Annotated in this window: 24 protein-coding genes and 1 riboswitch; of the genes, 5 read left to right on the top strand and 19 right to left on the bottom strand. The window is 33.8% G+C overall.

Features of this window, described 5'->3' with window-relative positions; all coding sequences use genetic code 11:
* Positions 1 to 62 precede the first annotated feature (62 nt).
* From ypeB to NST77_RS10795, 7 genes are all read right to left on the bottom strand, one after another.
* Complete coding sequence (gene ypeB / locus NST77_RS10765) at positions 63 to 1,409, bottom strand: germination protein YpeB (RefSeq protein WP_123257850.1); 1,347 nt, start codon at positions 1,407 to 1,409, stop codon at positions 63 to 65.
* A 12-nt stretch (positions 1,410 to 1,421) separates the two neighbouring features.
* Complete coding sequence (gene sleB / locus NST77_RS10770) at positions 1,422 to 2,363, bottom strand: spore cortex-lytic enzyme (RefSeq protein WP_235850306.1); 942 nt, start codon at positions 2,361 to 2,363, stop codon at positions 1,422 to 1,424.
* A 246-nt stretch (positions 2,364 to 2,609) separates the two neighbouring features.
* Entirely contained in the window at positions 2,610 to 3,278 is a 669-nt protein-coding gene (gene prsW / locus NST77_RS10775) for a glutamic-type intramembrane protease PrsW (protein ID WP_095331809.1), read from the bottom strand.
* A gap of 39 nt (positions 3,279 to 3,317) precedes the next feature.
* Positions 3,318 to 4,295: a YpdA family putative bacillithiol disulfide reductase gene (locus NST77_RS10780; RefSeq protein WP_341122966.1), complete on the bottom strand. Its 978-nt coding sequence runs from the start codon at positions 4,293 to 4,295 to the stop codon at positions 3,318 to 3,320.
* Between the two features lie 195 nt (positions 4,296 to 4,490).
* A complete protein-coding gene (locus NST77_RS10785) occupies positions 4,491 to 5,768 on the bottom strand; it encodes a Glu/Leu/Phe/Val family dehydrogenase (protein ID WP_095331805.1) in 1,278 nt (425 codons plus the stop codon).
* Positions 5,769 to 6,357: 589 nt separating this feature from the next.
* A complete protein-coding gene (locus NST77_RS10790; protein WP_095331803.1) occupies positions 6,358 to 6,939 on the bottom strand; it encodes an adaptor protein MecA in 582 nt (193 codons plus the stop codon).
* Between the two features lie 154 nt (positions 6,940 to 7,093).
* A complete protein-coding gene (locus NST77_RS10795) occupies positions 7,094 to 7,882 on the bottom strand; it encodes a metallophosphoesterase (protein WP_341122967.1) in 789 nt (262 codons plus the stop codon).
* Between the two features lie 282 nt (positions 7,883 to 8,164).
* Between NST77_RS10795 and NST77_RS10800 the strand changes: the two genes are divergently transcribed.
* Genes NST77_RS10800 through NST77_RS10810 form a run of 3 tightly spaced genes read left to right on the top strand, consistent with a single transcriptional unit; the run spans position 8,165 to position 9,270 of the window.
* Positions 8,165 to 8,386 (top strand): spore coat associated protein CotJA, encoded by a 222-nt coding sequence (locus NST77_RS10800; RefSeq protein WP_095331799.1) that lies wholly within the window; start codon positions 8,165 to 8,167, stop codon positions 8,384 to 8,386.
* A gap of 7 nt (positions 8,387 to 8,393) precedes the next feature.
* Entirely contained in the window at positions 8,394 to 8,654 is a 261-nt protein-coding gene (locus tag NST77_RS10805) for a spore coat protein CotJB (RefSeq protein ID WP_047940343.1), read from the top strand.
* A gap of 46 nt (positions 8,655 to 8,700) precedes the next feature.
* Positions 8,701 to 9,270: a manganese catalase family protein gene (locus NST77_RS10810; RefSeq protein WP_095331797.1), complete on the top strand. Its 570-nt coding sequence runs from the start codon at positions 8,701 to 8,703 to the stop codon at positions 9,268 to 9,270.
* Between the two features lie 386 nt (positions 9,271 to 9,656).
* Here NST77_RS10810 and NST77_RS10815 read toward each other — a convergent pair whose 3' ends face one another.
* From NST77_RS10815 to NST77_RS10835, 5 genes are all read right to left on the bottom strand, one after another.
* On the bottom strand, positions 9,657 to 10,115 hold the full coding sequence (locus NST77_RS10815) for a DUF2663 family protein (protein ID WP_123257853.1): 459 nt from the start codon (positions 10,113 to 10,115) through the stop codon (positions 9,657 to 9,659).
* 120 nt (positions 10,116 to 10,235) lie between these two features.
* Positions 10,236 to 10,994: a LysM peptidoglycan-binding domain-containing protein gene (locus NST77_RS10820; protein WP_164463643.1), complete on the bottom strand. Its 759-nt coding sequence runs from the start codon at positions 10,992 to 10,994 to the stop codon at positions 10,236 to 10,238.
* An 80-nt stretch (positions 10,995 to 11,074) separates the two neighbouring features.
* Entirely contained in the window at positions 11,075 to 11,659 is a 585-nt protein-coding gene (locus NST77_RS10825) for a CPBP family intramembrane glutamic endopeptidase (RefSeq protein ID WP_163186162.1), read from the bottom strand.
* Positions 11,660 to 11,668: 9 nt separating this feature from the next.
* Positions 11,669 to 13,162: a RecQ family ATP-dependent DNA helicase gene (locus NST77_RS10830; protein ID WP_341122968.1), complete on the bottom strand. Its 1,494-nt coding sequence runs from the start codon at positions 13,160 to 13,162 to the stop codon at positions 11,669 to 11,671.
* Positions 13,159 to 14,196 (bottom strand): helix-turn-helix domain-containing protein, encoded by a 1,038-nt coding sequence (locus NST77_RS10835; protein ID WP_204259855.1) that lies wholly within the window; start codon positions 14,194 to 14,196, stop codon positions 13,159 to 13,161. Before NST77_RS10835 ends, NST77_RS10830 begins: the two co-directional genes overlap by 4 nt.
* Positions 14,197 to 14,525: 329 nt before the next feature.
* Between NST77_RS10835 and NST77_RS10840 the strand changes: the two genes are divergently transcribed.
* Positions 14,526 to 14,774: a ferredoxin gene (locus NST77_RS10840; RefSeq protein WP_047940337.1), complete on the top strand. Its 249-nt coding sequence runs from the start codon at positions 14,526 to 14,528 to the stop codon at positions 14,772 to 14,774.
* Between the two features lie 117 nt (positions 14,775 to 14,891).
* On the opposite strand, the gene NST77_RS10845 is transcribed toward NST77_RS10840, so the two are convergent.
* Positions 14,892 to 15,473, bottom strand: coding sequence for an ECF transporter S component (locus NST77_RS10845; RefSeq protein ID WP_047940335.1), 582 nt, complete (start codon positions 15,471 to 15,473; stop codon positions 14,892 to 14,894).
* 169 nt (positions 15,474 to 15,642) lie between these two features.
* A riboswitch (FMN riboswitch) is annotated at positions 15,643 to 15,777 on the bottom strand.
* A 264-nt stretch (positions 15,778 to 16,041) separates the two neighbouring features.
* Positions 16,042 to 16,797, bottom strand: a complete 756-nt coding sequence (locus tag NST77_RS10850; RefSeq protein WP_163186156.1) for a peptidoglycan DD-metalloendopeptidase family protein — start codon at positions 16,795 to 16,797, stop codon at positions 16,042 to 16,044.
* Between the two features lie 753 nt (positions 16,798 to 17,550).
* On the opposite strand from NST77_RS10850, the gene NST77_RS10855 reads away from it, so the two are divergent.
* Positions 17,551 to 17,709 carry a hypothetical protein gene (locus tag NST77_RS10855; protein WP_249878322.1) on the top strand — a complete coding sequence of 53 codons (159 nt, stop codon included), beginning with the start codon at positions 17,551 to 17,553 and terminating at the stop codon, positions 17,707 to 17,709.
* 351 nt (positions 17,710 to 18,060) lie between these two features.
* Here the strand turns inward: NST77_RS10855 and NST77_RS10860 are convergent, their stop codons facing one another.
* The 5 genes from NST77_RS10860 to rluB form a co-directional block, all read right to left on the bottom strand.
* A complete protein-coding gene (locus NST77_RS10860) occupies positions 18,061 to 19,245 on the bottom strand; it encodes a GerMN domain-containing protein (RefSeq protein WP_095331783.1) in 1,185 nt (394 codons plus the stop codon).
* Positions 19,223 to 19,768: an RNA polymerase sigma factor SigX gene (gene sigX, locus NST77_RS10865; protein ID WP_095331781.1), complete on the bottom strand. Its 546-nt coding sequence runs from the start codon at positions 19,766 to 19,768 to the stop codon at positions 19,223 to 19,225. Before sigX ends, NST77_RS10860 begins: the two co-directional genes overlap by 23 nt.
* 275 nt (positions 19,769 to 20,043) lie before the next feature.
* Positions 20,044 to 21,816, bottom strand: coding sequence for an ATP-binding protein (locus NST77_RS10870; RefSeq protein ID WP_095331779.1), 1,773 nt, complete (start codon positions 21,814 to 21,816; stop codon positions 20,044 to 20,046).
* Complete coding sequence (locus NST77_RS10875; RefSeq protein ID WP_095331777.1) at positions 21,813 to 22,529, bottom strand: response regulator transcription factor; 717 nt, start codon at positions 22,527 to 22,529, stop codon at positions 21,813 to 21,815. The genes NST77_RS10870 and NST77_RS10875 overlap by 4 nt, the downstream gene beginning before the upstream one ends.
* A 338-nt stretch (positions 22,530 to 22,867) precedes the next feature.
* On the bottom strand, positions 22,868 to 23,596 hold the full coding sequence (rluB, locus tag NST77_RS10880) for a 23S rRNA pseudouridine(2605) synthase RluB (RefSeq protein WP_095259115.1): 729 nt from the start codon (positions 23,594 to 23,596) through the stop codon (positions 22,868 to 22,870).
* Positions 23,597 to 23,854: the final 258 nt, after the last annotated feature.

Raw genomic sequence — 23,854 nt, forward strand, 5'->3', positions numbered from 1 at the left:
TACCTATAATTAAAAAACTGTCAACAGACTTTTATTAAAGTTTGTTGACAGCTCTTTTCTAATTACACAACTTCTTCATATACAGGTTCAGCATTTTTTAACTTCTCTACCTTCTCTTCCACTCCATTATCAGCATTTATATAAATTCGATAAGTGTCTTCACCTAATGTCCCGATAAATTCATAACATAATACTTCTTCATTCATGTCATTTAAGATGATTGCCAATCCATCATCCATTATTTTTACTTGTTTATTAATTTTTTTTCGTGCATCTTGTTTGGAAATAACCGGATCTTTTATTTCTCTTTCTTTATTTGCCTTTAAATAATCCTCTGCTGCAAAACCAATGATATTTCCATTATCCAATGCAACCTTCATTTTGACACTATCTGGATAAATCTTCACTCCATCTATTTCAGTGACAAAATTAAACACACCAATATTTTCATACTGCATACTTTCAAATAACGCTAGATTTTTAAATTTATGTTCTTTTAAAAATTCAACTGCTTGATTACTTGCTTCATTTAGACTTATTTTATCTTTCTTAACTTCTCGAGAAACAATTGACCATATTGGATATCCGCCTTTTTTCGTGATATCCATGCTAGCTTCTACATTTGTTCCCTTTTCTTTAAGAGAAACACTATAAAAACCATAGTTTGATCCTTTACCATTTCCTGTAACTTTTACATCAACAGGATTTTTAAAATCTGCAAATTCTTTTGCGATTTCTTTTGCTTCTTTTTCTGTTATTGTCTTGCCTTTTAAATTTTTAAAGTTTTCATCTTTCTTTTCCATATTTACATTTGTCACACCAAAGCTTGTTTCCTGATAACCTTCTACTTTATCTTCTACCGTTTTTAACCCATCTATAATGGTGTTATCCAATTGTTTATCGGTAGCTAATGCCATTTCAACATCCATCCAGCGAAGATTATTTTCTAGTACCAAATGCTGCACGTTTCGTAATTCATCTTGAATGTCTGCTGCATCTTTATACAGCTTTGTTAACGTTTTGGATTCCTCATCCGATAACGGTTCTTTATTTAAATCTCTGACTGCTGTCCGATAACTAAAATCTCCGATATTCGCTAAAAACTCTTCTGTTTTATTAAATGGTAATAATGTCAATGGTAATTGACCTACATCTGAATGGGCTTCTGAAGTAATTCGCCATACTTCTGCCAATGCAGGAGACAGAGATTCTTGTGAATTCATTGCTAAAGTTGTCCCGATTTGATCATGAAGTAGGTCTACTTGATAAGTTAAATCATGAAAAGCTCTCTGGTAGTTATTCTCTGCGTTTAATAATACAGCATTTTTCTCTTTATGTTCTTGATAGCCCCAAAAGGCCACCCCTGCGACACCGAGTGTTAATACTCCTATTAATATTCCTCTTAACATTGTCTCACCCCACTATTTACAGAATATATGCTTACCTATTTGTTTAATTTGTGGTCGACCCCAGATCCATCCACTTGTTGCTGTATCTGGATTAAAGTAATACAGAGCATTTCCAGTAGGATCCCACCCATTTATTGCATCTAGAACTGCCTCTTTTGCTTGTTCATTTGGCGTTAACCAAATCTGTCCGTCTGCAACTGCTGTAAAGGCACGCGGCTCAAAGATTACGCCTGATACGGTATTTGGAAATGTTGAACTATTAACTCTGTTTAAAATTACTGATGCTACAGCTACCTGTCCTACATATGGCTCTCCTCTTGCTTCACCATATACAGCATTTGCCATTAATTGAATATCATTTTGTGAAAAACCATTTGGAACATTAGCTGCAGTTGGTTTTTTCCCCGTTGTATTTTCTCCGCCATTTGTATTAGTAGTATTTTGGGGAGCATTGTCGTTATTAGTTGCCCCTTGATTACTGCTTTTATTAGTCGTATTGTTGTTTCCAGCTGCATTTTTTTGTTTTGATGCTTGATCGTTATTATTTGTTTTCTTTTGTGCTGTATCATTTTGCTTTTTTGCTTTGCTTTTGTTCGAAGAAGGCATTTTTTGCTTTTCTAAATCTACTCCTCCATAATGAGAGAACTTTTTCCCGCGATTTATCTGTTCCTTGACAAATTGCTCATTGTATTTTGTTGCACTTGCTAACTTATTTTTCGTTTTCGTACCGGCTAATCCATCAATCGGCAAACCGTATTCATATTGAAAGTTCCTTAGTGCCCAATAAGTTTGCCAACCAAATACTCCATCAATCTTCCCATTATAATATCCTACATATTGAAGTCTTGATTGCAATTCAATAACATCATCTCCTACCGCTCCATGCTGAATAACCTGATTGGAAAAAGCATGTACTTTTTGTTCAGCGAAAGGAAATACTAGTAGTCCTGACATAACAAAAAGGCTGATTGATATTTTTGTGAGTAAAAACTTTTTATTCATGCTTATTACCCCCATAACTAATTACTATTAACATTAACTGTATTTTTTGTAACAATTGGTTTTTTATACAAAAAAAAAGAAGAGTGAATGACATCACTCTTCTTTCTTACATGCTAGATGTTATAAATGCTTATTCCAAAGAGGATTTTAACCATTCCTCTTTCTTCATGGTAAATATATCCTTTACGTTATTCTTATTTATGTTCCCGTCATTTTTCGAATAGGTTCGCTACTTAGTTCTCTAGCACTTTTCACCTTTCTAAGGCCTAACCACCATAAATAAAACATAAAAGGGGTGATGAAGATAAGCCAATTTTTCTCTAAAGAGACAATATAATCATATATAGCGTGAAGCAGAAAAGGAACAAGCAAGGAATAGACAAGCCATTTCCCTCTAGGAACAATAAATTTACCTTTTCCAAAATAATAACCCATAATAACCCCGAAAAGGGCATGACTAGATACAGGAAGCAAGGCTCTTCCGATTGCATACTCTAGTCCATTTGCCACTAAATACAAAATATTCTCCATCGTAGCAAATCCTAAGGACACGGCAACCCCATAGACTATACCATCGTAAGGCTCATCGAAATCAGCATGCTTCACCGCTGTATAAAAAACAATAAACCATTTAAAAAATTCTTCCAATAAGCTTGTGGTAAGCAAGGAACTCCAAATTCCCTCTGGAATGACATTCTCAGCTTGAATAACATATTGGATAAACATTATAGGAAACACAAGAAGTGCCCCTGTAATAAAAGACCGCATAACAAGTGATATTGGCTCAGAACCGTATTGGTCTTTTAAATAAAAATAGCTTAATAACGCTAAACCTGGTGCAAGTCCGGCTGAAAAAATCGCCAACATTTTATTTCCCCTTTTCCCCTATAGAAGAGTTGCACGGTCTCATTTATTTTTTTCTTGGATAGCCTTTGCGATTTGCGTACCATGAAATCTACCATTTTCAATAAAGATTTCATTCGCATTATTTCCAGCAGCAATTACCCCAGCAATAAATATTCCTTCCACATTTGTTTCCATAGTTTCCGAATCAAATACAGGTCTTCCTGTTTCTTTCTCAATTTCAATGCCCATTTTTTTCAAAAATGCATGATCAGGATGATAGCCGGTCATTGCAAAAACAAAGTCATTTTTTATTTCATGAAGCTTTCCATTTACTTCATACAGAAGAGATCCCTCTTTTATTTCGACAACATTTGCATGGAATTCCATTTTAATAATTCCTTTGCGGACTAAAGACTCGAATTCTGGTAAAATCCACGGTTTGATACTAGTGGAATATTCGCTCCCTCTATATAAAACTGTTACTCTTGCACCAGCTTTTACTAGCTCGATCGCAGCATCCACACTTGAATTTTTCCCGCCAATTACTGCGACATCATGATTAAAATAAGGGTGTGCCTCTTTAAAATAATGCATTACTTTATCCATGTCTTCGCCTGGAACATTCATATAATTGGGATGATCATAATAACCAGTAGCAACAATAACATAAGGAGCGATATACTCCTCTTTTTTCGTTTTTACAATAAACTCCTGTCCGTCTGTTCCGTCTGTTCTCTGAACGTCTAATACTTCTTCATATGCATGGATACGAAGATCTTTTCTTTTAACCACTTCGCGATAATAGACTAATGCTTGATTCCGATTTGGTTTATATTGTTCTGTTAAAAAGGCGACATCCCCAATCTCCAGCTTTTCACTTGTACTGAAAAAAGTTTGATGAGTAGGATAACCATGTATGGCATTTACAACATTTCCTTTTTCAATGATTAACGGATTTATATTTATTTCCTTTAAAGCGATCCCTGCTGCTAAACCACAGGGACCAGCACCAATGATAATTGCTTCTTCTCGTTTCAACATAGTCACTCCTAACATTTTACAAAAAGGTTAGCCCCTTCTAAAAAAATCCTTGCTTTACTATCATGCATTCTTTTTTAGCTATTAGATGATTCATAATCGAAAAGGCGTCCCTCAAAAAAGGTCCAATATAAAAAATCCCCTACCTATAAGGATAGGAGATTTTTGTAAAATCAGCAATAGATTTAATCAAATTTATATCCAACCACGGAATCTAGATGCTTCCGCCATTTTTCTAACCCCCACCATATATGCTGCCAGCCTCATATCAACTCGACGTATTTTGGCAGTATCATAAATGTTTTTAAAGGACTTACTCATTACTTTTTCCAGTCTTTCTTCCACTTCTTCCTCTGTCCAATAATACCCTTGATTATTTTGGACCCATTCAAAATAAGAAACAGTTACTCCGCCAGCTGAAGCTAATACATCTGGAACTAATAAAATTCCTCTTTCTGTTAAAATACGAGTAGCTTCTAATGTAGTTGGTCCGTTCGCCGCTTCTACAACAATACTTGCTTTAATATTATCTGCATTATGTTCTGTGATTTGATTTTCTATCGCAGCAGGTACTAAAATATCGCAATCCAACTCCAATAATTCTTTATTTGAGATGGTATTATTAAATAAGTTTGTAACAGTGCCAAAACTATCTCGTCTATCTAGTAAATAGTCAATATCTAATCCTTCAGGATCATGTAAAGCACCGTATGCATCCGAAATACCAATTACCTTCGCTCCAGCATCATGCATAAATTTAGCCAAAAAGCTACCCGCATTCCCAAATCCCTGTACGACGACACGCGCTCCTTCTATCTCTATCCCTCTTCTTTTTGCAGCTTCTCGTATACAGATAGTAACACCTTTAGCCGTTGCAGTTTCTCTTCCTTGTGAACCACCTAATACAAGTGGTTTTCCTGTGATAAATCCAGGGGAGTTAAATTCATCAATTCGGCTATACTCGTCCATCATCCATGCCATAATCTGTGAATTAGTAAAAACATCTGGAGCTGGAATATCTTTAGTTGGTCCAACAATTTGGCTGATTGCTCGTACATAGCCCCTGCTTAATCTTTCTAATTCACGAAAAGACATATCACGTGGATCACAGATAATGCCTCCTTTTCCGCCACCATATGGAAGATCAACGATTCCACATTTTAGACTCATCCAAATAGAAAGTGCTTTCACTTCTGTTTCCGTAACATTAGGATGAAAACGAATTCCTCCTTTTGTTGGTCCCACGGCATCATTGTGTTGAGCGCGGTAGCCTGTGAAGATTTTTACAGTCCCATCATCCATCCGCACTGGAATTTTGACTGTCATCATTCGAATCGGCTCTTTTAATAATTCATAAACTTCATCTGAATATCCAAGTTTATTTAAAGCTTTATGAATTACTGTTTGTGTTGATTTCAAAACATCGTGTTGCTCTTCTACATGATTCTTCTCATTAGATTTGTTGGCTACCATTAATAAATCCTCCTAAAAAACTACTTGTAGTTATCCACTGCAGTTCTTCTTTATAAGAATAATTATTTAGCTTCAATAGAATGCAAAACATAAATACAATTTTATTTGCTAATTCTAAGCACAGTATACACTTTTACTTACATTATGCAAGATCATTTATTTACTTATTTAGATTTATACGAATCCCTTCCTTTCAGAAGGCTTTCATTCCATAATATATTCTTTTTTTACTGTGATAAACTGTTTTTTCCCCATTGCTAGTATCAGTATATTCAATTAAACGATTCTTTGTCCTACCTCACCCTCATTTAATTATCATTAATTCCTTTTTCTTCTACACTTTCCCATACAGCTTTTCCTGAGGCTAAACAAAAATCTAGTGGTGAAATACTATTATGTATCTTCCCCATTCCATTTTAACACTTTCAACAAGTTTTACCAATCATCAACTAAGAAATTTTTATGTACAAAATCCCCTTTAAACACACAAAAAAAGATAGATAATTCCAAACTCCGTCGAAGTTCCTATATCCCCGTTATCTGAGATTAACTTCAAAAATTGGAATTGTTCTACCTTGAAAATGGCTGATTAAAAAAAATGTACTAATGTTTCAATGGCATTATCCTTTTTGATGACATTCCCATATTCTTCAATAACATATATACTTTTTAAACTCGCTTCTCCAAATTCACTTAGAATAGCGATAATTTGTTCTTCCTTAAATGAAGAAATATCGACAAAACATAAATAATACCTTTCATTTAAATTATATAAAGAACCACCCTTAAAATTATTTTGCTCTAACTGTTTTACCGCATCAATTACATATTCTATATCAGTAAACTCATATAATATATCCACTGTTTCTTCTACCGTCACTTGCATCTCTAAAAAGCCCTCTGATAATAATTCTTCCGTATCCAATTCATTTTCACTTATTGTTAAGATCATTACCATTCCTTGTGCTTTCATGGAAAATATCTCAACTGCTACCGATCCGTGTATCTCCATATCAAATATGTCATTTGCTTCTTCTAACATTTCATGAAAAAAATACTGCCACTTTATCGAGTCTTTCCATATATCTTCCTTGGTCAATCCACGTTCATACAAATCATCTGTGGTCAGATGGATTTTAATTCTGTTGCTATTTAATCTCTCCAAACGCATGACTACGCCTCCTGCCTGCTCCTTGAAAAAACTCTTAGTTCAGTTTATGAAAGAAAGCAGGAATCGGTGAGTAATATTACAAAGTGGAGGATGATATATAAAAGCCAAGCATTCAAAAAGAAATGTTGGCCAAATCATCATCCATGTTGGAAATTTATTTATCCATTTGTTTATGTTGAATTTTGATAATATGTGTTTCTGGATGTGCGCCGAGCCTTAATGGAATGCTTGTCGTGCCATATCCATTACTGACAAATATAGTTGTATTTCCAATTACTTTCGTTCCTCCTAATTCGTATGGACCAAATCCCAAAATTCGAATTTGGCCACCATGGGTATCGCCACTTAACACTAAGGAAATCTGCTCATTCTCTTCCATCTTTTCCACTATTTTCGGATTGTGACTGACTAATATTTTAAAATCACTATCCTCCACTTCCTCTAACGCTTTTTCTAAATCATCATATTCTAATGAATAATCTTCGATACCGACTAAGGACCAGCTTTCCCCATCTGCAGATTGAAAAGTTATTGCTTTATTATTCAATAAAATAATACCTTCATCTATTAATAAAGTCTCCAAAACATCTCGGTCTATCTCATAGTCATTATTTCCCCAGACAAAATAAACAGGCCCGATTTTTTTTAACTTCCGCAAATTGTCACGTGTCTTCTCCAACTGTACTCCCTTCTCTAAAAGATCTCCACCTATTATCACTATCTCAGCTACATTCACCGCCTCGTTAATAACAGAATCATCAATTGATCTTCTATGAATATCTGAAATAAAGAAAAGAGTGATTTCGCGGAAGGAAGCAGGGAAATTAGGAAAATAAAACATTTCATATTTAACATGGTTCTCATTTGCCATTTTTCTCATATGTAAAATTAAAGCAATCCCTACCAAAACAAGCAAAACAAATCCAACAAGTACATATATCATAAAGTCCCCCTAACTTTCTCCATCTGAATAAGGATAATGTTTATATTTTAATACATCTCTTACATGAAATACCATTTTCAAGAAAATTTTTCTATATTCACTTCCCATCTATACAGCTCCGAATGATAAGTTATTTACTCAAGAATTACAGCTTCTCTTTTTCCTTCCCTTCATCTATTCATACTTAAACCAAAACCAATTTACTGCTTTATTAAAAGCAAGCATGTAACTAAATCTTTCAACATAAGATGTAAAGTAAATTAAAAAAAAGGAGGGAATTCTATGTCTTCATTTTATAGAGAATATCACCCTTATATCAGTCCATTTGATCCTTGCCCCCCCATAAAAACAAAGGTTTTTTCCACACCGCCTAATTTATTTTTAGGTTTTCAGCCACCACATCTGCCCCAATTTAGTCCTATGGAAGCATTAAAAGCAGGAACCTTATGGAAGGCATTTTATGACCCATACTTCAGCCCATATGAAAAAACGAAAAGGGAGTGAAAAGTCAATGAAGCAGTTGCCACCAGAATATTATCAATTATTAGAACAGCTTCAAGCTGTAGACTTTGTATTAGTTGAACTTACTTTATATTTAGATACTCATCATTATGATCAAGATGCCATAAATCAATTTAACCATTATGTAAAAGAAAGAGAAAAATTCAAAAAAATATATGAAAATAATTTTGGCCCTTTATTACAATTTGGAAATAGCCCATCTGGTTCCCCATGGGATTGGGATGCTGCTCCTTGGCCTTGGCAAGTATAAAAAATATGTTTCTAAATAATTTTGCGATAAAGGAGAATGAAACCATATGTGGATATACGAAAAAAAATTACAATATCCTGTTAAAGTAAGTACTTGTAATCCTATGCTTGCTAGATTTTTGATTGAGCAATATGGCGGGGCAGACGGAGAACTAGCAGCAGCATTAAGATACTTAAATCAGCGGTACTCCATACCTGATCGGGTTATTGGGTTATTAACAGATATAGGAACAGAAGAATTTGCTCATTTAGAAATGATTGCGACTATGATCTATAAACTGACAAAAGATGCCACTCCAGATCAGCTAAAAGCTGCTGGACTTGGTGACCATTATGTCAATCATGACCACGCCTTATTCTACCATGATGCTGCTGGAAATCCTTGGACAGCAACGTACATACAAGCTAAAGGAGATCCCATCGCAGATCTGTATGAAGATATAGCAGCTGAAGAAAAGGCGAGAGCTACTTATCAATGGATTATTAATATGAGTGATGACACAGATTTAAATGATAGCCTTCGTTTTCTAAGACAAAGAGAAATCGTCCACTCGCAACGATTTAGAGAAGCAGTAGAAATTATTAAAGAAGATCGTGCCCAACGGAAGATATTTTAGTGTTTTCTTTATATAAATACAGTGCAGGGTCACAAGTTTTCCATTCAGAGAGAAATGCTTAGATATACCAACAATATTTCGTATGACTGTTTCAACTTTTTATTCATATAGTCATTATAAGCAGACTGAATACACTTCGCTTTCCAAGAGACGAGCGCCAATTTTCCTCTGCGTTCCTGCGGGGACTTTCTCGCAAGCTCCCATAAGAGTCTACGTGTATTTTAGTCTGCTCCGTTTTTCCTAATAATTATTTTTTGTGCTGGAACTGAGTATTATCTATTTAATTATATTTCCGCTTTTTTCAACTTAACTACTTATAGATATAAGATATAAAGCAGATATTTAAACAAGTAAGAGGATATGTAATCTTCCCACCTAACTAATTGTCACTTCGCTTGATGGAATAAATTAATGTCATATGATTCTTTGATTGTATTATAAATTTCATGCCGAACATTCCAAGTCTCACTATTTCCGAATAAATCTTTGCTTTTATCAATAAATTCACAGCGTAAGTCATGGTATTCTTTTTCTGCTTTGTCTCTTTTTTGTCTCATGACATTCATATACCCAAATGCTCCAATCAACAGAAATAAGAGATATAAATTTGCACTCTCTTCTACATATACAGAAAACATGACTGCAAATGAATGAGAATATGGGATAGCTATATGTTTATACAACCAAATAAAATAACAAAATGACGCAAAAATAGTAAACCACATAATAAACAAATGCCGATTTTTTAATTTATCATATTTTTTCTTTTTCTCAATGATTTTTAGGAGAACCTTTTTCGTCGTTCCATCCAAATCATATCTTTCAGGGAAGATTGATCGTTCCAAAGTCACTTCCTCCTTTAAATAGCACATCAAGTCTGATTTACCAAGCGTTGTATGTATAAACAATAATTCCAACACCTTTACTTAACTATATGTGGAGGAAGGACAAGTTAGAATAAGTTATTATGGTTCCATGATAATTTTTAGCGTTTGCCCTAATTGCACTTGATCTGTTGTCATATTATTGGCTGCTTTGATTTTCCCCATACCATCTCCATTGGGATAATATTTTAAAGCTATTCGATATAAATTTTCACCCTTTGCAACCGTATGGTACACAATTTTTTCATTAGGATTTGTTTGACTTGATTCCTCTTCTTTTTGCTTCGGCTCATTTTCTACCTTTTTCTCTGAACGTTGCTTTTCTTCTTTTTGTTCTTTTTGTTCTTTTTGTTCTTTTTGCTCTTTTTGTTTCTCTGCTTCTTTTTTCTTTTCTTTTTCTTTTACATTTTCATCAGCTTTTTCTTTGAATTTATCTGCAGGAATTTCTTCTTTTTTCACTGTTGAATTACTTTCAATTACAAGTTCGTCTTGATTATTGTCACTATCGTCAGGTGTTGTTTTATTATTAGGTGAGTACCCTTTTTGAATATTTACATTTTCAAATACTCCTGAAGTATTCTCTGTTGATAAAAGATTGGAAATATCTTTACCATTTAATATTAATAATAAAGCTACTGGTAGTAAAATAAATAAAAATGCTAACAAGCTAATAATTGGTATCTTTATTTTTTTCTTCTTATTTTTGTGAACAGTACTTCTTGATGGGAGGGAAGATTCTTCTCTTTCCTCTGTAACTGGTACTTCTTCATCACTTGTCACTTTCTTTAATCTTTGTTTCTGTAATTCTGCCTGAACTCTATATGGATCCTCTTTTTTCATAAACATCCCATCCTTACAATTCCCCATAAAATCCCCAACTAAAAGGAGCGGTTATTCCATAGACATTTCCCTTGATATACTCAACTCTTTTGAAATAATTTAAATCGAATAATACAACCGAGTAGGAAATCAATAAGAAAATGCATAATCACTGTCACCCAGAGATTTTCTGTTACTTCAAATAAGATACCGATAACAAAACTTACCAATATGACATTCATAAATAAAAAAGGATTAAATAAATAGCGGTAATGCATCATAGCAAAAAGGAGACAACTTAGCAGCAGTCCTAAATTCGTCTGGATTACTCCTCTAAATAGTATTTCTTCACTAAATGCTACCATTAATGCTATGAATGCAATATGAAAAGGATTCCTATTTTGAAAGACTCGCTTATTCACGCCACCATCATCGTGGTAATGTTTAGAAAATCGTATCATCAAGAATATATCTATTCCTGTTATTGCTAATCCTGCTATTAAACCAATGATAAAATCTGTCTGTTCATACTTAAATACTGTTGTTAACGGAGGTTTCGATTGAAAAATAAAAGTATACAGTATGAAAGCGACAATAAGGAGAATAAATTGTGTTATAAACACATTTTTTATTAAGTCTCGGTCTGACAATTGATTAATTAGGGCCGTATATTTTGCTTTATTCATTTATATATCCTACTTTTTTATATTTAAAATAAATGCCAGCTGACTCTTCCAATCCACTAGTACCTCGTCATCCTCCATGCTTTTTTTATGATAGAAATTGGATAACTCTATTCCACATCTATCACAGCAATTTTCATTTTCTTTGCTTTCGTACTTTTCTCCGAAATACTCTAATATATACCTTCTCCGGCAAGATATAGAGTGTAGCCATTCCATTAGGTCTTGCACTTTACGTCTTTTTTCATTTACCCGATTTTCTCTAAAATCATTATATAATTTTAGAGAATGCAATAGCTCGGAGACCGTTTTATTATTCGGTTCAATATAAGACTCCAACACGCGCCATTGGGTCTCGGTAAATAGCATTTCTAATTGATATCCCTCTTTTTTCTGCCATGCTTCAAATGAAGGGAAATTTTTTAAGCGTGCTTTCCACTGATTGATTTGTAATTCATCTGCCAATTCCGATTCAATTAACTGATAAGCAATCCACTCATCGCCTGGAGTATACAGGATGATGGAAACACTCGGATTGCCATCTCTACCAGCTCTGCCTATTTCCTGAAGGTAGGATTCTAATTGTGTTGGCAGATGATAGTGAATAATAAAACGAATATCTTCCTTATTAATCCCCATCCCAAAGGCGCTTGTTGCACAAATAACATCTAATTGTCCTGCTAGGAATTGCTGTTGAACAAGAATACGATCTTCTTGTGTCATCCCGCCATGGTATGCCATTATTCGTTTGGAAGATTTCTCTTTTAAAAAAGCTACTGTTTGTTCAGCTAGCTTTTTGCTAGAGAAATACACAATTCCTTGCCCATCAAGCCTTTTAATATATTCTAAAAGCTTGTCCACTTTTTCTTGAACGTGTGAGACTTCTTCTATATTTATAGCAATATTTGCTCGATCGACAGAATAAATGATTTCTTCTACCATTTCTAGATGTAAGGACTTTATAATATCCTCACGAACTGCTTCCGTTGCTGTTGCGGTTAGAGCTAAAGTTAAGGGATTATTTAATTTTTGTCGAATCTCCCCTAATTTTTGATAATCTGGTCGAAAATCGTATCCCCACTGGGAAATACAATGGGCTTCATCAATAACGAATAGACTAATTTCCATTTTTTGCAGCTGGTCAATGATATGTGGAAATGAAATCATTTCTGGGGATATAAAGATATACTTATATTGCTTAATTTGGCGTAATACTTTATTCTTTTCTGTCGGGTTCAAAAAGGAATTTAAAGCAACGACTCTTTTTTCCCCTTTCATTTTCATTTGCTCCACTTGATCCTGCATGAGTGACAAGAGAGGAGAAATAATAATTACCGTTCCCTCCAAAAGCTTGCCAGCTAATTGATAACACAAAGACTTTCCTGTCCCTGTTGGCAGCATCGCTAATGTGTGCCTCTTGTTAAGAATGGATTCTATCGTTTCTTTTTGCCCACCTCGAAAAGCACTTAACTGATAGTACTTTTTTAAGATTGCTTCTAAATTCATGAAAAATCACCGTATCCTGCCATCACTGCACGTATTTCAAAGTAGGAAACATCTGCTAATTGCTGCTTAATTACCTTTAAAGATTTAGAAGGCGATTGTTCCATACATGCTTTGATTTTTGTTATATTCTCACTGCTCACTAAATTAGCCATAGGAAAGTTAGGCACATTCAACAGTATTTCAATAATATGATCTTCAATTGTACTTTGTTTTAAATTTCTCACGCGAACAATTTGCTCGATACTTAACCCCTTTTGAATTAAATTAAATGTTTTAGCCGTTGACTCCGTAAGTGTAAATGGTTTCTTACCTTCCTTAATCATTTGACTTAACAGTGGAAACTCCCCCTTATCAGATAGAATTTTTTCTATCATGTAATGAAGAATAGCAAGGAAAGATAACTGATAATAGTAAGGATCTAGTTCCAATTCTATTGCTGCTTGCTCTGAAGTTAGACCTATTCTATCACTTCCGGTTAGTCGGATAATAAGAAGTAAAGGATCTAATTCACTCTCTTCCAGACAGTTAACTATTTCTTGGTAGAGATAGTGATTCATTTTACTTCTATCTATAGACGACATAGTATATAAAGTATCCTTCAACCATAGTTGTGTTGCAGGATTTCTTTGTATCGGCATATAGTGATTACTTTTTTTCGATAAGTGAGAAGTAACTTGTACAAATAAAGAAAGTCTTTGCCAATATGGCCCAGTTACTGAATGATATCTCCAGCCTTTCAAATATCTAGGAAATGGATTTTCCTTCAGTAATACTTCTAATTCTAGCTTTCTATCATTTTTAACAAAATAATGATTTTCTCCTGTTTTTTCCAGCCATTCTTCCTTATGTAAAGTATAGATTATTTGATCCAGTTGCTCTCTTGTTAATAAAGGGAATGACTGAAATAGGGAGGTCAGCTGAAAAATATGGATATCTTGGATGGTTTGGGATGACTTTTTTCCATTTAATATATGAAGAATAGAGTAAATAGTTCTTTCTCCATTCATTTTATATAGACACTTTAAAATGAGCATTTTAAAAAAGGACATATTTTCATCTTCCTTCAGTTTGACAAATTTTGTTGAAATTTGTTTGTAACATTTCTTATATTTTACCATGAATTTTATTTTATAGTGTAATTTGATAACACATCCTTCACATATTTTTCAATGAAAAGGACTTTAAATACATTGGGAAGCGTTTGAATTTTTGACTATTTTAAGAAAGGTAGTTCTTATTTTCTACTTTTTATCTTTCTTTTATATTGAAAAGTTAAAGATTCAGTCTTACAATAAGATAATAGTAAGGAGTATGCTAGTCATGTATATACTCCGTATGAATAACACTGGAGGTTTTTTTACTCATGGCAAAATATACAATTGTTGATAAAGACACATGTATTGCATGTGGAGCTTGCGGAGCAGCGGCACCTGATATTTATGACTACGATGACGAAGGGATTGCTTTCGTTATGTTAGATGATAATCAAGGAACAGTGGAAGTACCTGAAGTATTATTAGATGATATGTTAGATGCTTTTGAAGGTTGTCCGACAGATTCGATTAAAGTGAGCGACGAATCCTTTGATGGAGATCCTCTTAAATTCGAATAGTGCTCTTTATCATACACAGAACAGAAAGGGATAATAATTCCTTTCTGTTCTTTTATATTTAACGGTTCGAGCCATAAAAAAAAACAGTTCAGATAGACACTGAACTGTTTTTCTTGATTAAACATTTCTGGAAGGGATTTGTTTATTAATCCATACACCCATTTTTGAAAATACTAATGCAAAAATGATAGAAATGATTACTCCTTTTAACAAATTGAATGGAATAATCGCTGAAAGAACCGTTTGTTTTAATAAAGTTGTATCAGTCGGTATTTTCATTAATGTATTATAGAATGGCAACATAATAAAGTAATTAAACAAACTTAATAATCCTGTCATTATGATAATACTAAGGGCTAAGCCGATAGCCATTCCTTTTTTGGATTTAATTGCATTATACATAAAATAAGTCGGTAAGATGAAAGAAATTCCAGCGATAAAATTCGCGAAATGACCAACAGGAATTCCAGTATCACTTCCGGTTATTAAATAATCTAATATATTTTTAATCAACTCAACTAATATTCCAGCCCCTGGACCTAAAATAAGTGCAGCAACTAAAGCTGGAATATCGCTAAAATCAACTTTTAAATAACTTGGAAAAGGTGGGATCGGAAATTTGAGCATCATTAGCACATATGCTAAACTACTCATCATCCCAATTAAAACATACTTTCTTACATTCATTTTTTTCTTCATTTTCTTCTCTCCTTCTAATTAGGATCCATCTACCTAAGAAGAAAGATTCAGCAATTTATTAGGAATGCACCAAATAAAAAACCCTCAAGCTCTAGAGACTTGAGGGAGTAATTAAAGGTACGCAAACTTAATAAACGTTCTTAATAGATAATTTGAACGATTGCAGAACCTCCATCTTCTCCCATCCAGACTTTACTGTCGGTTTTGGAATTTCACCAAATCAACCTACCGTAGTAGGGTCACGGACTTTGAGTACAAACTCATCACCGTCGGTCGGGAATTTCACCCTGCCCCGAAGATAGACCAATATTAATTTGTTTTATTACATAAGTTATTATACCCTAAAGAATAAATATTTGTGAAGAAGTTTGCTTATAAATTCAAACTTTGTTCATAAATTCACAAATATTGTCATTTAAACTCAAAAAGAATTCACAAAATACTATTATATTTATTCATTACTAGAACATAGTATCTTGTGAACTCTTTTCGTGGTTCATCACTCAGAAAAGCTCACTTTTTTACCTTTCTTTATATAGTTTTTATGTATAATCCTCACTTGTGTCTTCTAAAATAAAAGATACTTACTACTTTTCAAATAAATACTTGCTTTTTTGTAGGGTATCGTCGATAATTCCGAGTTATCTTCTTCTATATTAATTTCCATTTCCTTTATACTTCTCCTTATGTATTCTTTTTCTAACTTCTTTTCTTCCTCGTGAACTAAGTTCGCATGTGGTCTGTGGGGAAGGTTTTCGGATCGCTCTGTTATGGCTGCCTCACTCTCTTCTTCCACAGCTATTTTCACTGTCTGTCCTACCTCTACTTCTCCTAAAACTAAAAATGGATTAATAGCGTTTTCCTTTGCAATAGTCCACTCTTTATTATGTATTTCAAAATGCAAATGAACGCCAGAAGACTGTCCTGTATTGCCCATTTCACCGATTACTTCTCCTTTTTTTACCAATTGCTTTTCCTTTGCGAATCGTTTATTCAAATGAGCATAGACCGTTTCAAGGTCATTTTTATGTTTAACAAAAATAACATTTCCATAAGATTGGGAATAATAAGATCTGGTTACAATTCCTTCATCAACTGCATAAACGTCTTCTCCCAAATTTCCTGCAATATCTATTCCTTTATGTGCACCATTTCTAGTATTAAAGGTATCCGTAATAATTCCTTCACTGGGCCAAGTCCACGTTTTTGTTCGTTCCGCTAAGGAGAAAGACTGTGCTTGAGAATGCTTCCCTCCTAAAAATAATAAACTGATGAACAAAAGCATAATAGCAGCTATAAGAATCCTCCTAATATAGTCTCCCATTTGGTATCCTCCTATTCTGTCCGTGCCCGACATTCTATTTATGATCGTGTTCTGTTGAATACTATCTATTCGCTTTTGGTTGATAAAATATCATACCAATCGTTATAAAGAATTCCACAAGAAGAGAAGATTTCTTTACAAGAGCGCTTAACTCACTATCCTATTCGCTTATCAGCATTCTATGTATGTTTTAATCGCCTGCAAAGATATATAGAATACTCTCCACACAAGTTTCCTATCTGTCCCTCTCCAATCTTCTCTTTCAACTTATGAGTACATGTTAAAGGTTAGAACTATAGAATACATAGAGAAAAATGCATATCTTTCTTATGTATGTGCCAATAGCTGATTTTAATTGGAAAGAGACAAGATATATTGTCTACATTCTTTCTGATTTTATTCTAGGGTAATTAAAACATCCTAAAAAATGGATAGCGAGTCTAAGGCGAAACGTAAAAAAACATAACCATTAGCAGACCTCATATTGGATTTTTTATATTTTCTTTCTTATGTATGGCTGATTATGGATATTCATACTAAGTACACTAAAGTTCACTTCTTATATAATTCTTATTTTCAAACAAGTTTTTTGTAAATTTATGTTAAAATAAAATAGAATGTTAAAGAATTGTTCTTAATCTTTTGGAGATTTAGGTTATACAAATATTCTCTTAATACTAATAGGAAAAAGCTATTAAAGGAGTGTACAGTTTGAAAAAAAATATTAAAAGGAGAAGTGGAAACTTAACATTTGTGAGTGTAATCGCTGGAGGAGTAGCGGGATGGGTAGTCCATACTGGATTAAGTATTATTAGCACTACTGATATGACCCATTTATATGGAATATCTATTTTTTTAGGAGTTATTGTTGGTCTATTGTGGGATATAACTGATAAGTTAAATAATGATTAAGCATCTCTATTTATATATCATTTATCTGAAAATTTATTCATTATATAGGTTTTTAGTAGTTCGAAATAACGAAGTGGATCGGCGCTCGTCCTATGGAAAGCGAAATGTATTCAGTCTGCAGATGATGACCACACACTTTCTTTCTTAAATGAAATAAAACTCCAGAACAATTATTCGAATTTTTAGGATATACATATAATTGTTCGGAGTTTTATTTTGTTGAAATACTTATGTCAAACCCTATCTTAATATGTTTTTTCTCTATATAAAGTGCTAAAGCACGTAAATGAACGATTGTAATATTATCTTTTATATAACTTTACTAGTACTAATAAAAAAGATTCTCTTTTATTATTGCTCAATATCAACTTTATTGGCGGCAACCGGAACATCTAATTCTTTCGTTAGCTCAAATCCACCTACTTCTTTAACATTGGTATTCTCAAACTTTACTGTAGAATATTTAAAATCTTTCGCTGTTAATAAAATGGACTCAATAGCATGTAATGTTTTTTGGTCTTCTTCCATTTTACTTTCATTAGATAAATGAACAACTAGTTCTCCCTTATTCTCGTCTTTTGAAACCTTATCAATATCAATAGTATCAGGGATAGAAGCTGCCAAACCATGTGTCTCCATATTATCTTCCATGGCATCAAAAGCATTTTCAATCGTATCATATGGCTTTTCCCAAGGCACATATAATGGTTGATCATCTGATTCATCATTCTCTAAAAGAAAATATGCTCTATTCTCTAATGGTTTATAATCAATACTTGTTTCTTCGCGATTTCCTAGTACTGCTCCTAGTTTACCGTCTGTATAAAACTCCATTTTCTTGGCGCCAATGGTTTGTAACTGCTGCTGAACCATTGTATTAAAAAAGTCTTCAGAATGTGAACCAAAATTTGCAAAATCCTGTTTCACATTTACTTCGATGTAATCATCTCTTAAATCATATGCAAACAGCTCTGGACTAATCGGAAAATTGCTGCTTAACTGTTTGTTAACGCCTATTACTTTCTTCACGTTTTCAACATACAAATCAAATCTAGACAGCTGATTTGGATTTTCTACTAAAATGCTGACAGGAACAATAACTTGGACATTTTTATCTGGTATTGGATACGTTAATAATTCTTGCTTTCCTACCTCATTCTCGTAAATAGCCGATGGGATGAGTGAAGTAGTTCGTCTTTCTTCTTGTTCGTCTGCCATGTCATAATTTTCACTTTCAGCGGTCTCAGCTGTATCATAGCTTTTATTTTTCATTTCAGCAGAATTATCAGCCATCTTGCTTTCACCCTTAAAGGAGTCCTCTCTATTACTATCAAAGAAGCTTTGACTAATAATGAACAGGAGCATAACCGTACATACAGTGGCCAGAACAGGCATTAATCTGCGCGATTTTCGTTCTCTCTTCCTTTTCATTTGAATCGTATGATAGATGAATTCTGGACTTCTTTCATCTTTTATATACGGCATTTGTTTAAGCACCAGTTTAATTTTGTCATCATTCCACTTTTGTTTCGGCATAAGAATCCTCCTCTCCATCGTACTCTTCTAAAATGCTCCGCAGTGCTTTGAGGGCACGGTGCTGGGTTGTTTTGACTTTGCTTTCTGTCCATCCTAGTGCTTTGGCTGTTTCAGCAATAGATAATTCTTGAATATACCGAAACACAATAACCATCCGTTGGTCTACTGTACAATATTGCAAGGCATGATAAACACCTTTTACTTCTTCTGATTGCAAGGTGATTTCTTCTGGTAAAAATCCATCTGCTTTTACTTGCTGTTTCGACCAGTCGAACTTATCCATGATACGGTCTTTCCAATTTTTTTGTTTGCGAAAGTGGTCTATTGCGACATTCCTTGCAATACTAAATAACCAGGTTTTTTCAGAGCTTTTCCCCTCAAAGCGATGATAAGATTTAAGTACACGAATATAGACCTCTTGCATTAAATCTTCGGCCGTTTCTTTATGGTTCACCATATAAAATAAAAATTGAAAAACGTCATGATGATACTTATTATAGATTTCATCAAAAACGGAGTTCATCTCATTCCCTCCCCCGTTCACTATATTAGTCGTAAATATAACTTATTTAGTTTCACTCGTTATATGTAATTATTCTAATTTCTATTATTCCATTAGTCTGTAAACACAAGAAAAGATGCCCAGAAAAATTTGACCTCACAAGTTATATCTGTATGTAACAATTTCATACATACAAAATGGAAAATACCTTGCAGGGCCAAATACTTTTTTAGACACCCCATACGTTCTATTATGTTAAATTGTTTCTTGTGAATCAAGAAGAATCGGCACATTCTCTAATTTTCTTCTTTATTTCGAGGTAAAAAGATAAAAAATGTCGTTCCTCGCCCATATTTGCTATAAACAGATATATCTCCGCCATGGGAATCAATAATATTTTTGACAATAGCTAATCCCAAGCCTGTCCCAGCATTACCTCTCGTTCTAGCTTTATCTGCTTTATAAAAGCGCTCAAAGACATATGGTAAATCTTCCTCTGGAATTCCAGAACCGGTATCCTCTACTTCTAGATACACTCCATAATCATCCGATCTGCCTCTTAAAAAGACTGTTCCACCACTTGGGGTATGACGCATACTGTTATCCATAATATTGGTTAGAACTTGTTCGATACGATCTGGATCAAGTTCGTATTCCCCCATATCCTCCGATATAGAGACAGTAAAGGTAATTTCTTTTTCTTTAGCGATAGCATTAAACTTTCTCGCTACGCGATTAATAAAAGGATATAAATCAATTGCTTCCTTCCTTAATTCAAGATAACCTGTTTCCATTCTGGCTAAATCTAAAAATTCATTGACTAAACGACCCATTCGTAATGATTCATCATAAATAATACGAGCCATCTCTCTCTTTTCTTCTTCTGACTCAGCAATATTATCCACAATCGCTTCACTGTATCCTTGTAACATACTTATTGGCGTTCTTAATTCGTGAGAAATATTAGCAATAAAATCAATCCGAAGCTTGTCTAATTTACGTTCCTCTGTCATGTCGCGAATGACGACAATTGCTCCTCTAATATCCTTCTTATCATATAAAGGGCTGACAATCATTACCCAGTTTCTTCCTTGTAAAGTGATTTCATCTATTTGTTCATTACCCGTATGAACAGCAAGCTGGAACAACTTACGTAGTTCTTCTGGGATTTGCGCATGCATATCACTTAATTCGCCTTTTTCATAATACCAATGCTGCAAAAATTTCTCAGCTGGAGGATTCGTAAGTAATAAACTACCATTTCGATTAAGGGTTAGCACTCCATCTGCCATTCCACTTAGAATATTATCTAACTGCTCTTTTTCTTGACTTAAGGCATTCATATTAAAGTTTAATCTTTTCGCCATTTCATTAAATGCGATGGAAAGTTCGCCAATTTCATCCTGTGCCATGATGGGAACCTTTGTTGCAAAATTACCTTGGGCAACTTCAAATGCAGCCTCTCTCATCTTTCTTAACGGAGCAGTAATTCTTGTTAGAAGGAAAAAAGCAAAAATCGTTGTTAAAATAATCGCAATAACAGCTGCTAACACAATAAATTTGGCGGTGGATTGTTTAGATTCATTCATCGATTGTAAGGACTGATAAATAAAAACAGCTCCATCCTCTCCATTTACATGGAGAGGGGATCCGACAATCGCTACTTGTTCAGGTTTATTGTCTTTATTTGTTAATTCTGTCCTTACAACAGCTGTCTTATTGCTTGTCATCACCTTATTTAAGTCTTCATTTCCCTGAATGAAAGAATAAGAAAGTTCTTGCAAGCCATTCTCTGGGTAATAATAAACTTGATCTGGAGAGGAAACGATGATGGCCCCTGTCGAATGATCAAGGAGTTCTCCAACAATTTCTAATCCTATTTGATTATTATGCTCTTTCATTATTTCCGATATTTTTGTCGCAGTATTTGTTAATTCTGTTTCCGTCTGCTCTGTATAATACTGCTCAAAATACTCAAGAAGCATGATTGTTAGAATCGTTAATACAACGGAAACCAATAATAAAAAAGTAATCCAAAGCTTAAATACTACGCTCCGCCAAAACTTCATCCATTGTTAACCTCAAACTTATATCCTACTCCCCAAACTGTCACAATCATGCTTGCTGCTTCTTCTGATACACGGTTTAACTTTTCTCTTAATCGTTTAACATGTGTATCGACTGTTCTTAAATCACCAAAGAATTCGTAATGCCATACTTCTTTTAAGAGTAATTCTCTATCGAATACTTTATCTGGTGACTTAGCTAAGAAATATAGCAGTTCATATTCTTTTGGAGTTAAACTTACTTCTTTTCCACTAGCCAATACGCGATGTGCATCATGATCAATAGTTAATGCCGGAAAGATGATGACATCTTTTGAAGAACTATCACTTTGCTCAAAAGTCGTTTTAGTAGAGCGACGTAATATAGCTTTTACTCGAAGAACAACTTCTCTTGGACTAAATGGCTTTACGATATAATCGTCTGTTCCAACTTCAAATCCTTGAACTCTATTTACTTCTTCTCCCTTGGCTGTAAGCATAATTACTGGAGTAGTCTTCTTTTCTCTTAGCTCCTTGCATACCTCCATACCATCTTTACCAGGCATCATTAGATCGAGTAAGATAACATCATAATCTGTGTTTAATGCCTTAGAAAGAGCACTCATTCCGTCTTCCGCTTCTTCTACAATAAACTCTTCTCTTTCTAAGTACATCTTTAGAAGACGTCTAATTCTTTCTTCGTCATCTACCACTAGGATTTTTATTTCTTTCTCCATCGTTCATACCCTCCTAACAAAAATACACGAAACGATTGTTTTTTTTGCTGTTTCGTTAGCTGCATGTATAAATAAGTGCCATGTTTATTTGTAATAGCAATTTATATTGTCGTCTATTATTTATACTGCATTTTTCCAGTTACATAGTAATTTATATAAATGATTTATCTAATCTTCCACAATTATTATAGCATTATTATCATGTAGATATTGTTATCATCCATTGCAATATGTGAAACTTTTATGAACATTTTTGGGTTATTTCTGCCGTATTAAGTAGGTAAGCATTTTTATGCAATGCAAGGACATAGACGCTGAAGAGTACAAAAATTTATTGGTTATCCTTTTTTCTTTTGCGCTTCTGCTCTTAGTAATTTCACTTCATGTGCAGTTAATTCACGAGCATCTCCAGGCTGTAAGCCATTTAAATTTAAGAATGAATATCTTTCTCTTTTTAATTTCATTACAGGTGTTCCTATCGCCTCAAACATTCTTCTCACTTGGCGGTTTCTTCCTTCATGAATCTTCAGTTCGACAATACTTGTTCCTTTTTTCTTATCGACAGAGAGAATTTTTGCCTTGGCAGGGGCTGTTTTTCCATCCTCAAGCATAATCCCTCTTTCCAGTTGCTTTACTTTCTCCCGAGCAGGGATGCCTTTGACTTTTGCAACATATACCTTCTCAATTTCTCCTTTTGGATGCATCATAAGGTTTGCAAATTCCCCGTCATTTGTTAAAAGAATGATACCTGAAGTATCATAATCTAAGCGTCCTATAGGATAAATTCTTGCTTCAATTTCAGAAAAATAATCCGTTACTACTTTTCTTCCTTTATCATCATTGACACTAGAAATTACCCCTCTTGGTTTATAGAGGATAAAATAAACTGGTTCTTCCCTCTCAACAGGAATTCCACTTACCTCAATTTTATCGTTAGAGCCTACTTTCACACCTAGTTCTTTAACTGTTTTTCCATTAACTTTTACTTTTCCTTCAAGAATTAATTCCTCTGCTTTTCTTCTTGATGCAATTCCAGCGTGTGCAATTACTTTTTGTAGTCTTTCCATCTAAATCACCTCATCCAATTTCTCAACAGTAAAAAATGATTGATCGTTTTTACAAAACATCTTCTAAGCGTTTATTTTTAATCCTATTATTAAAATAGACTAATTTCAAAACCTTGATCGTTCTTTTTTTGCCATTCCTATGAATTATGACATAAATTGACGAAATTTCAAAGAAATCTTTAAATGAGGGATTTGTTCATTAAATTAAATTTTTTATCGTGTGATGTTTTTTCTCATTAACCTTAACAATCTTTTAGA

The organism is Niallia sp. FSL W8-0177 (genome assembly GCF_038006285.1).
In the GTDB taxonomy this organism is placed as follows: domain Bacteria; phylum Bacillota; class Bacilli; order Bacillales; family Cytobacillaceae; genus Niallia; species Niallia circulans_A.

Excerpts from the sequence above, each read along its gene's own strand:
- ypeB (WP_123257850.1), bottom strand. The coding sequence starts at position 1,409 with ATGTTAAGAGGAATATTAATAGGAGTATTAACACTCGGTGTCGCAGGG.
- sleB (WP_235850306.1), bottom strand. The coding sequence starts at position 2,363 with ATGTCAGGACTACTAGTATTTCCTTTCGCTGAACAAAAAGTACATGCT.
- prsW (WP_095331809.1), bottom strand. The coding sequence starts at position 3,278 with ATGTTGGCGATTTTTTCAGCCGGACTTGCACCAGGTTTAGCGTTATTA.
- NST77_RS10785 (WP_095331805.1), bottom strand. The coding sequence starts at position 5,768 with ATGGTAGCCAACAAATCTAATGAGAAGAATCATGTAGAAGAGCAACAC.
- NST77_RS10790 (WP_095331803.1), bottom strand. The coding sequence starts at position 6,939 with ATGCGTTTGGAGAGATTAAATAGCAACAGAATTAAAATCCATCTGACC.
- NST77_RS10795 (WP_341122967.1), bottom strand. The coding sequence starts at position 7,882 with ATGATATATGTACTTGTTGGATTTGTTTTGCTTGTTTTGGTAGGGATT.
- NST77_RS10800 (WP_095331799.1), top strand. The coding sequence starts at position 8,165 with ATGTCTTCATTTTATAGAGAATATCACCCTTATATCAGTCCATTTGAT.
- NST77_RS10805 (WP_047940343.1), top strand. The coding sequence starts at position 8,394 with ATGAAGCAGTTGCCACCAGAATATTATCAATTATTAGAACAGCTTCAA.
- NST77_RS10810 (WP_095331797.1), top strand. The coding sequence starts at position 8,701 with ATGTGGATATACGAAAAAAAATTACAATATCCTGTTAAAGTAAGTACT.
- NST77_RS10820 (WP_164463643.1), bottom strand. The coding sequence starts at position 10,994 with ATGAAAAAAGAGGATCCATATAGAGTTCAGGCAGAATTACAGAAACAA.
- NST77_RS10825 (WP_163186162.1), bottom strand. The coding sequence starts at position 11,659 with ATGAATAAAGCAAAATATACGGCCCTAATTAATCAATTGTCAGACCGA.
- NST77_RS10830 (WP_341122968.1), bottom strand. The coding sequence starts at position 13,162 with ATGAATTTAGAAGCAATCTTAAAAAAGTACTATCAGTTAAGTGCTTTT.
- NST77_RS10835 (WP_204259855.1), bottom strand. The coding sequence starts at position 14,196 with ATGCTCATTTTAAAGTGTCTATATAAAATGAATGGAGAAAGAACTATT.
- NST77_RS10840 (WP_047940337.1), top strand. The coding sequence starts at position 14,526 with ATGGCAAAATATACAATTGTTGATAAAGACACATGTATTGCATGTGGA.
- NST77_RS10845 (WP_047940335.1), bottom strand. The coding sequence starts at position 15,473 with ATGAAGAAAAAAATGAATGTAAGAAAGTATGTTTTAATTGGGATGATG.
- NST77_RS10850 (WP_163186156.1), bottom strand. The coding sequence starts at position 16,797 with ATGGGAGACTATATTAGGAGGATTCTTATAGCTGCTATTATGCTTTTG.
- NST77_RS10860 (WP_095331783.1), bottom strand. The coding sequence starts at position 19,245 with ATGCCGAAACAAAAGTGGAATGATGACAAAATTAAACTGGTGCTTAAA.
- sigX (WP_095331781.1), bottom strand. The coding sequence starts at position 19,768 with ATGAACTCCGTTTTTGATGAAATCTATAATAAGTATCATCATGACGTT.
- NST77_RS10870 (WP_095331779.1), bottom strand. The coding sequence starts at position 21,816 with ATGAAGTTTTGGCGGAGCGTAGTATTTAAGCTTTGGATTACTTTTTTA.
- NST77_RS10875 (WP_095331777.1), bottom strand. The coding sequence starts at position 22,529 with ATGGAGAAAGAAATAAAAATCCTAGTGGTAGATGACGAAGAAAGAATT.
- rluB (WP_095259115.1), bottom strand. The coding sequence starts at position 23,596 with ATGGAAAGACTACAAAAAGTAATTGCACACGCTGGAATTGCATCAAGA.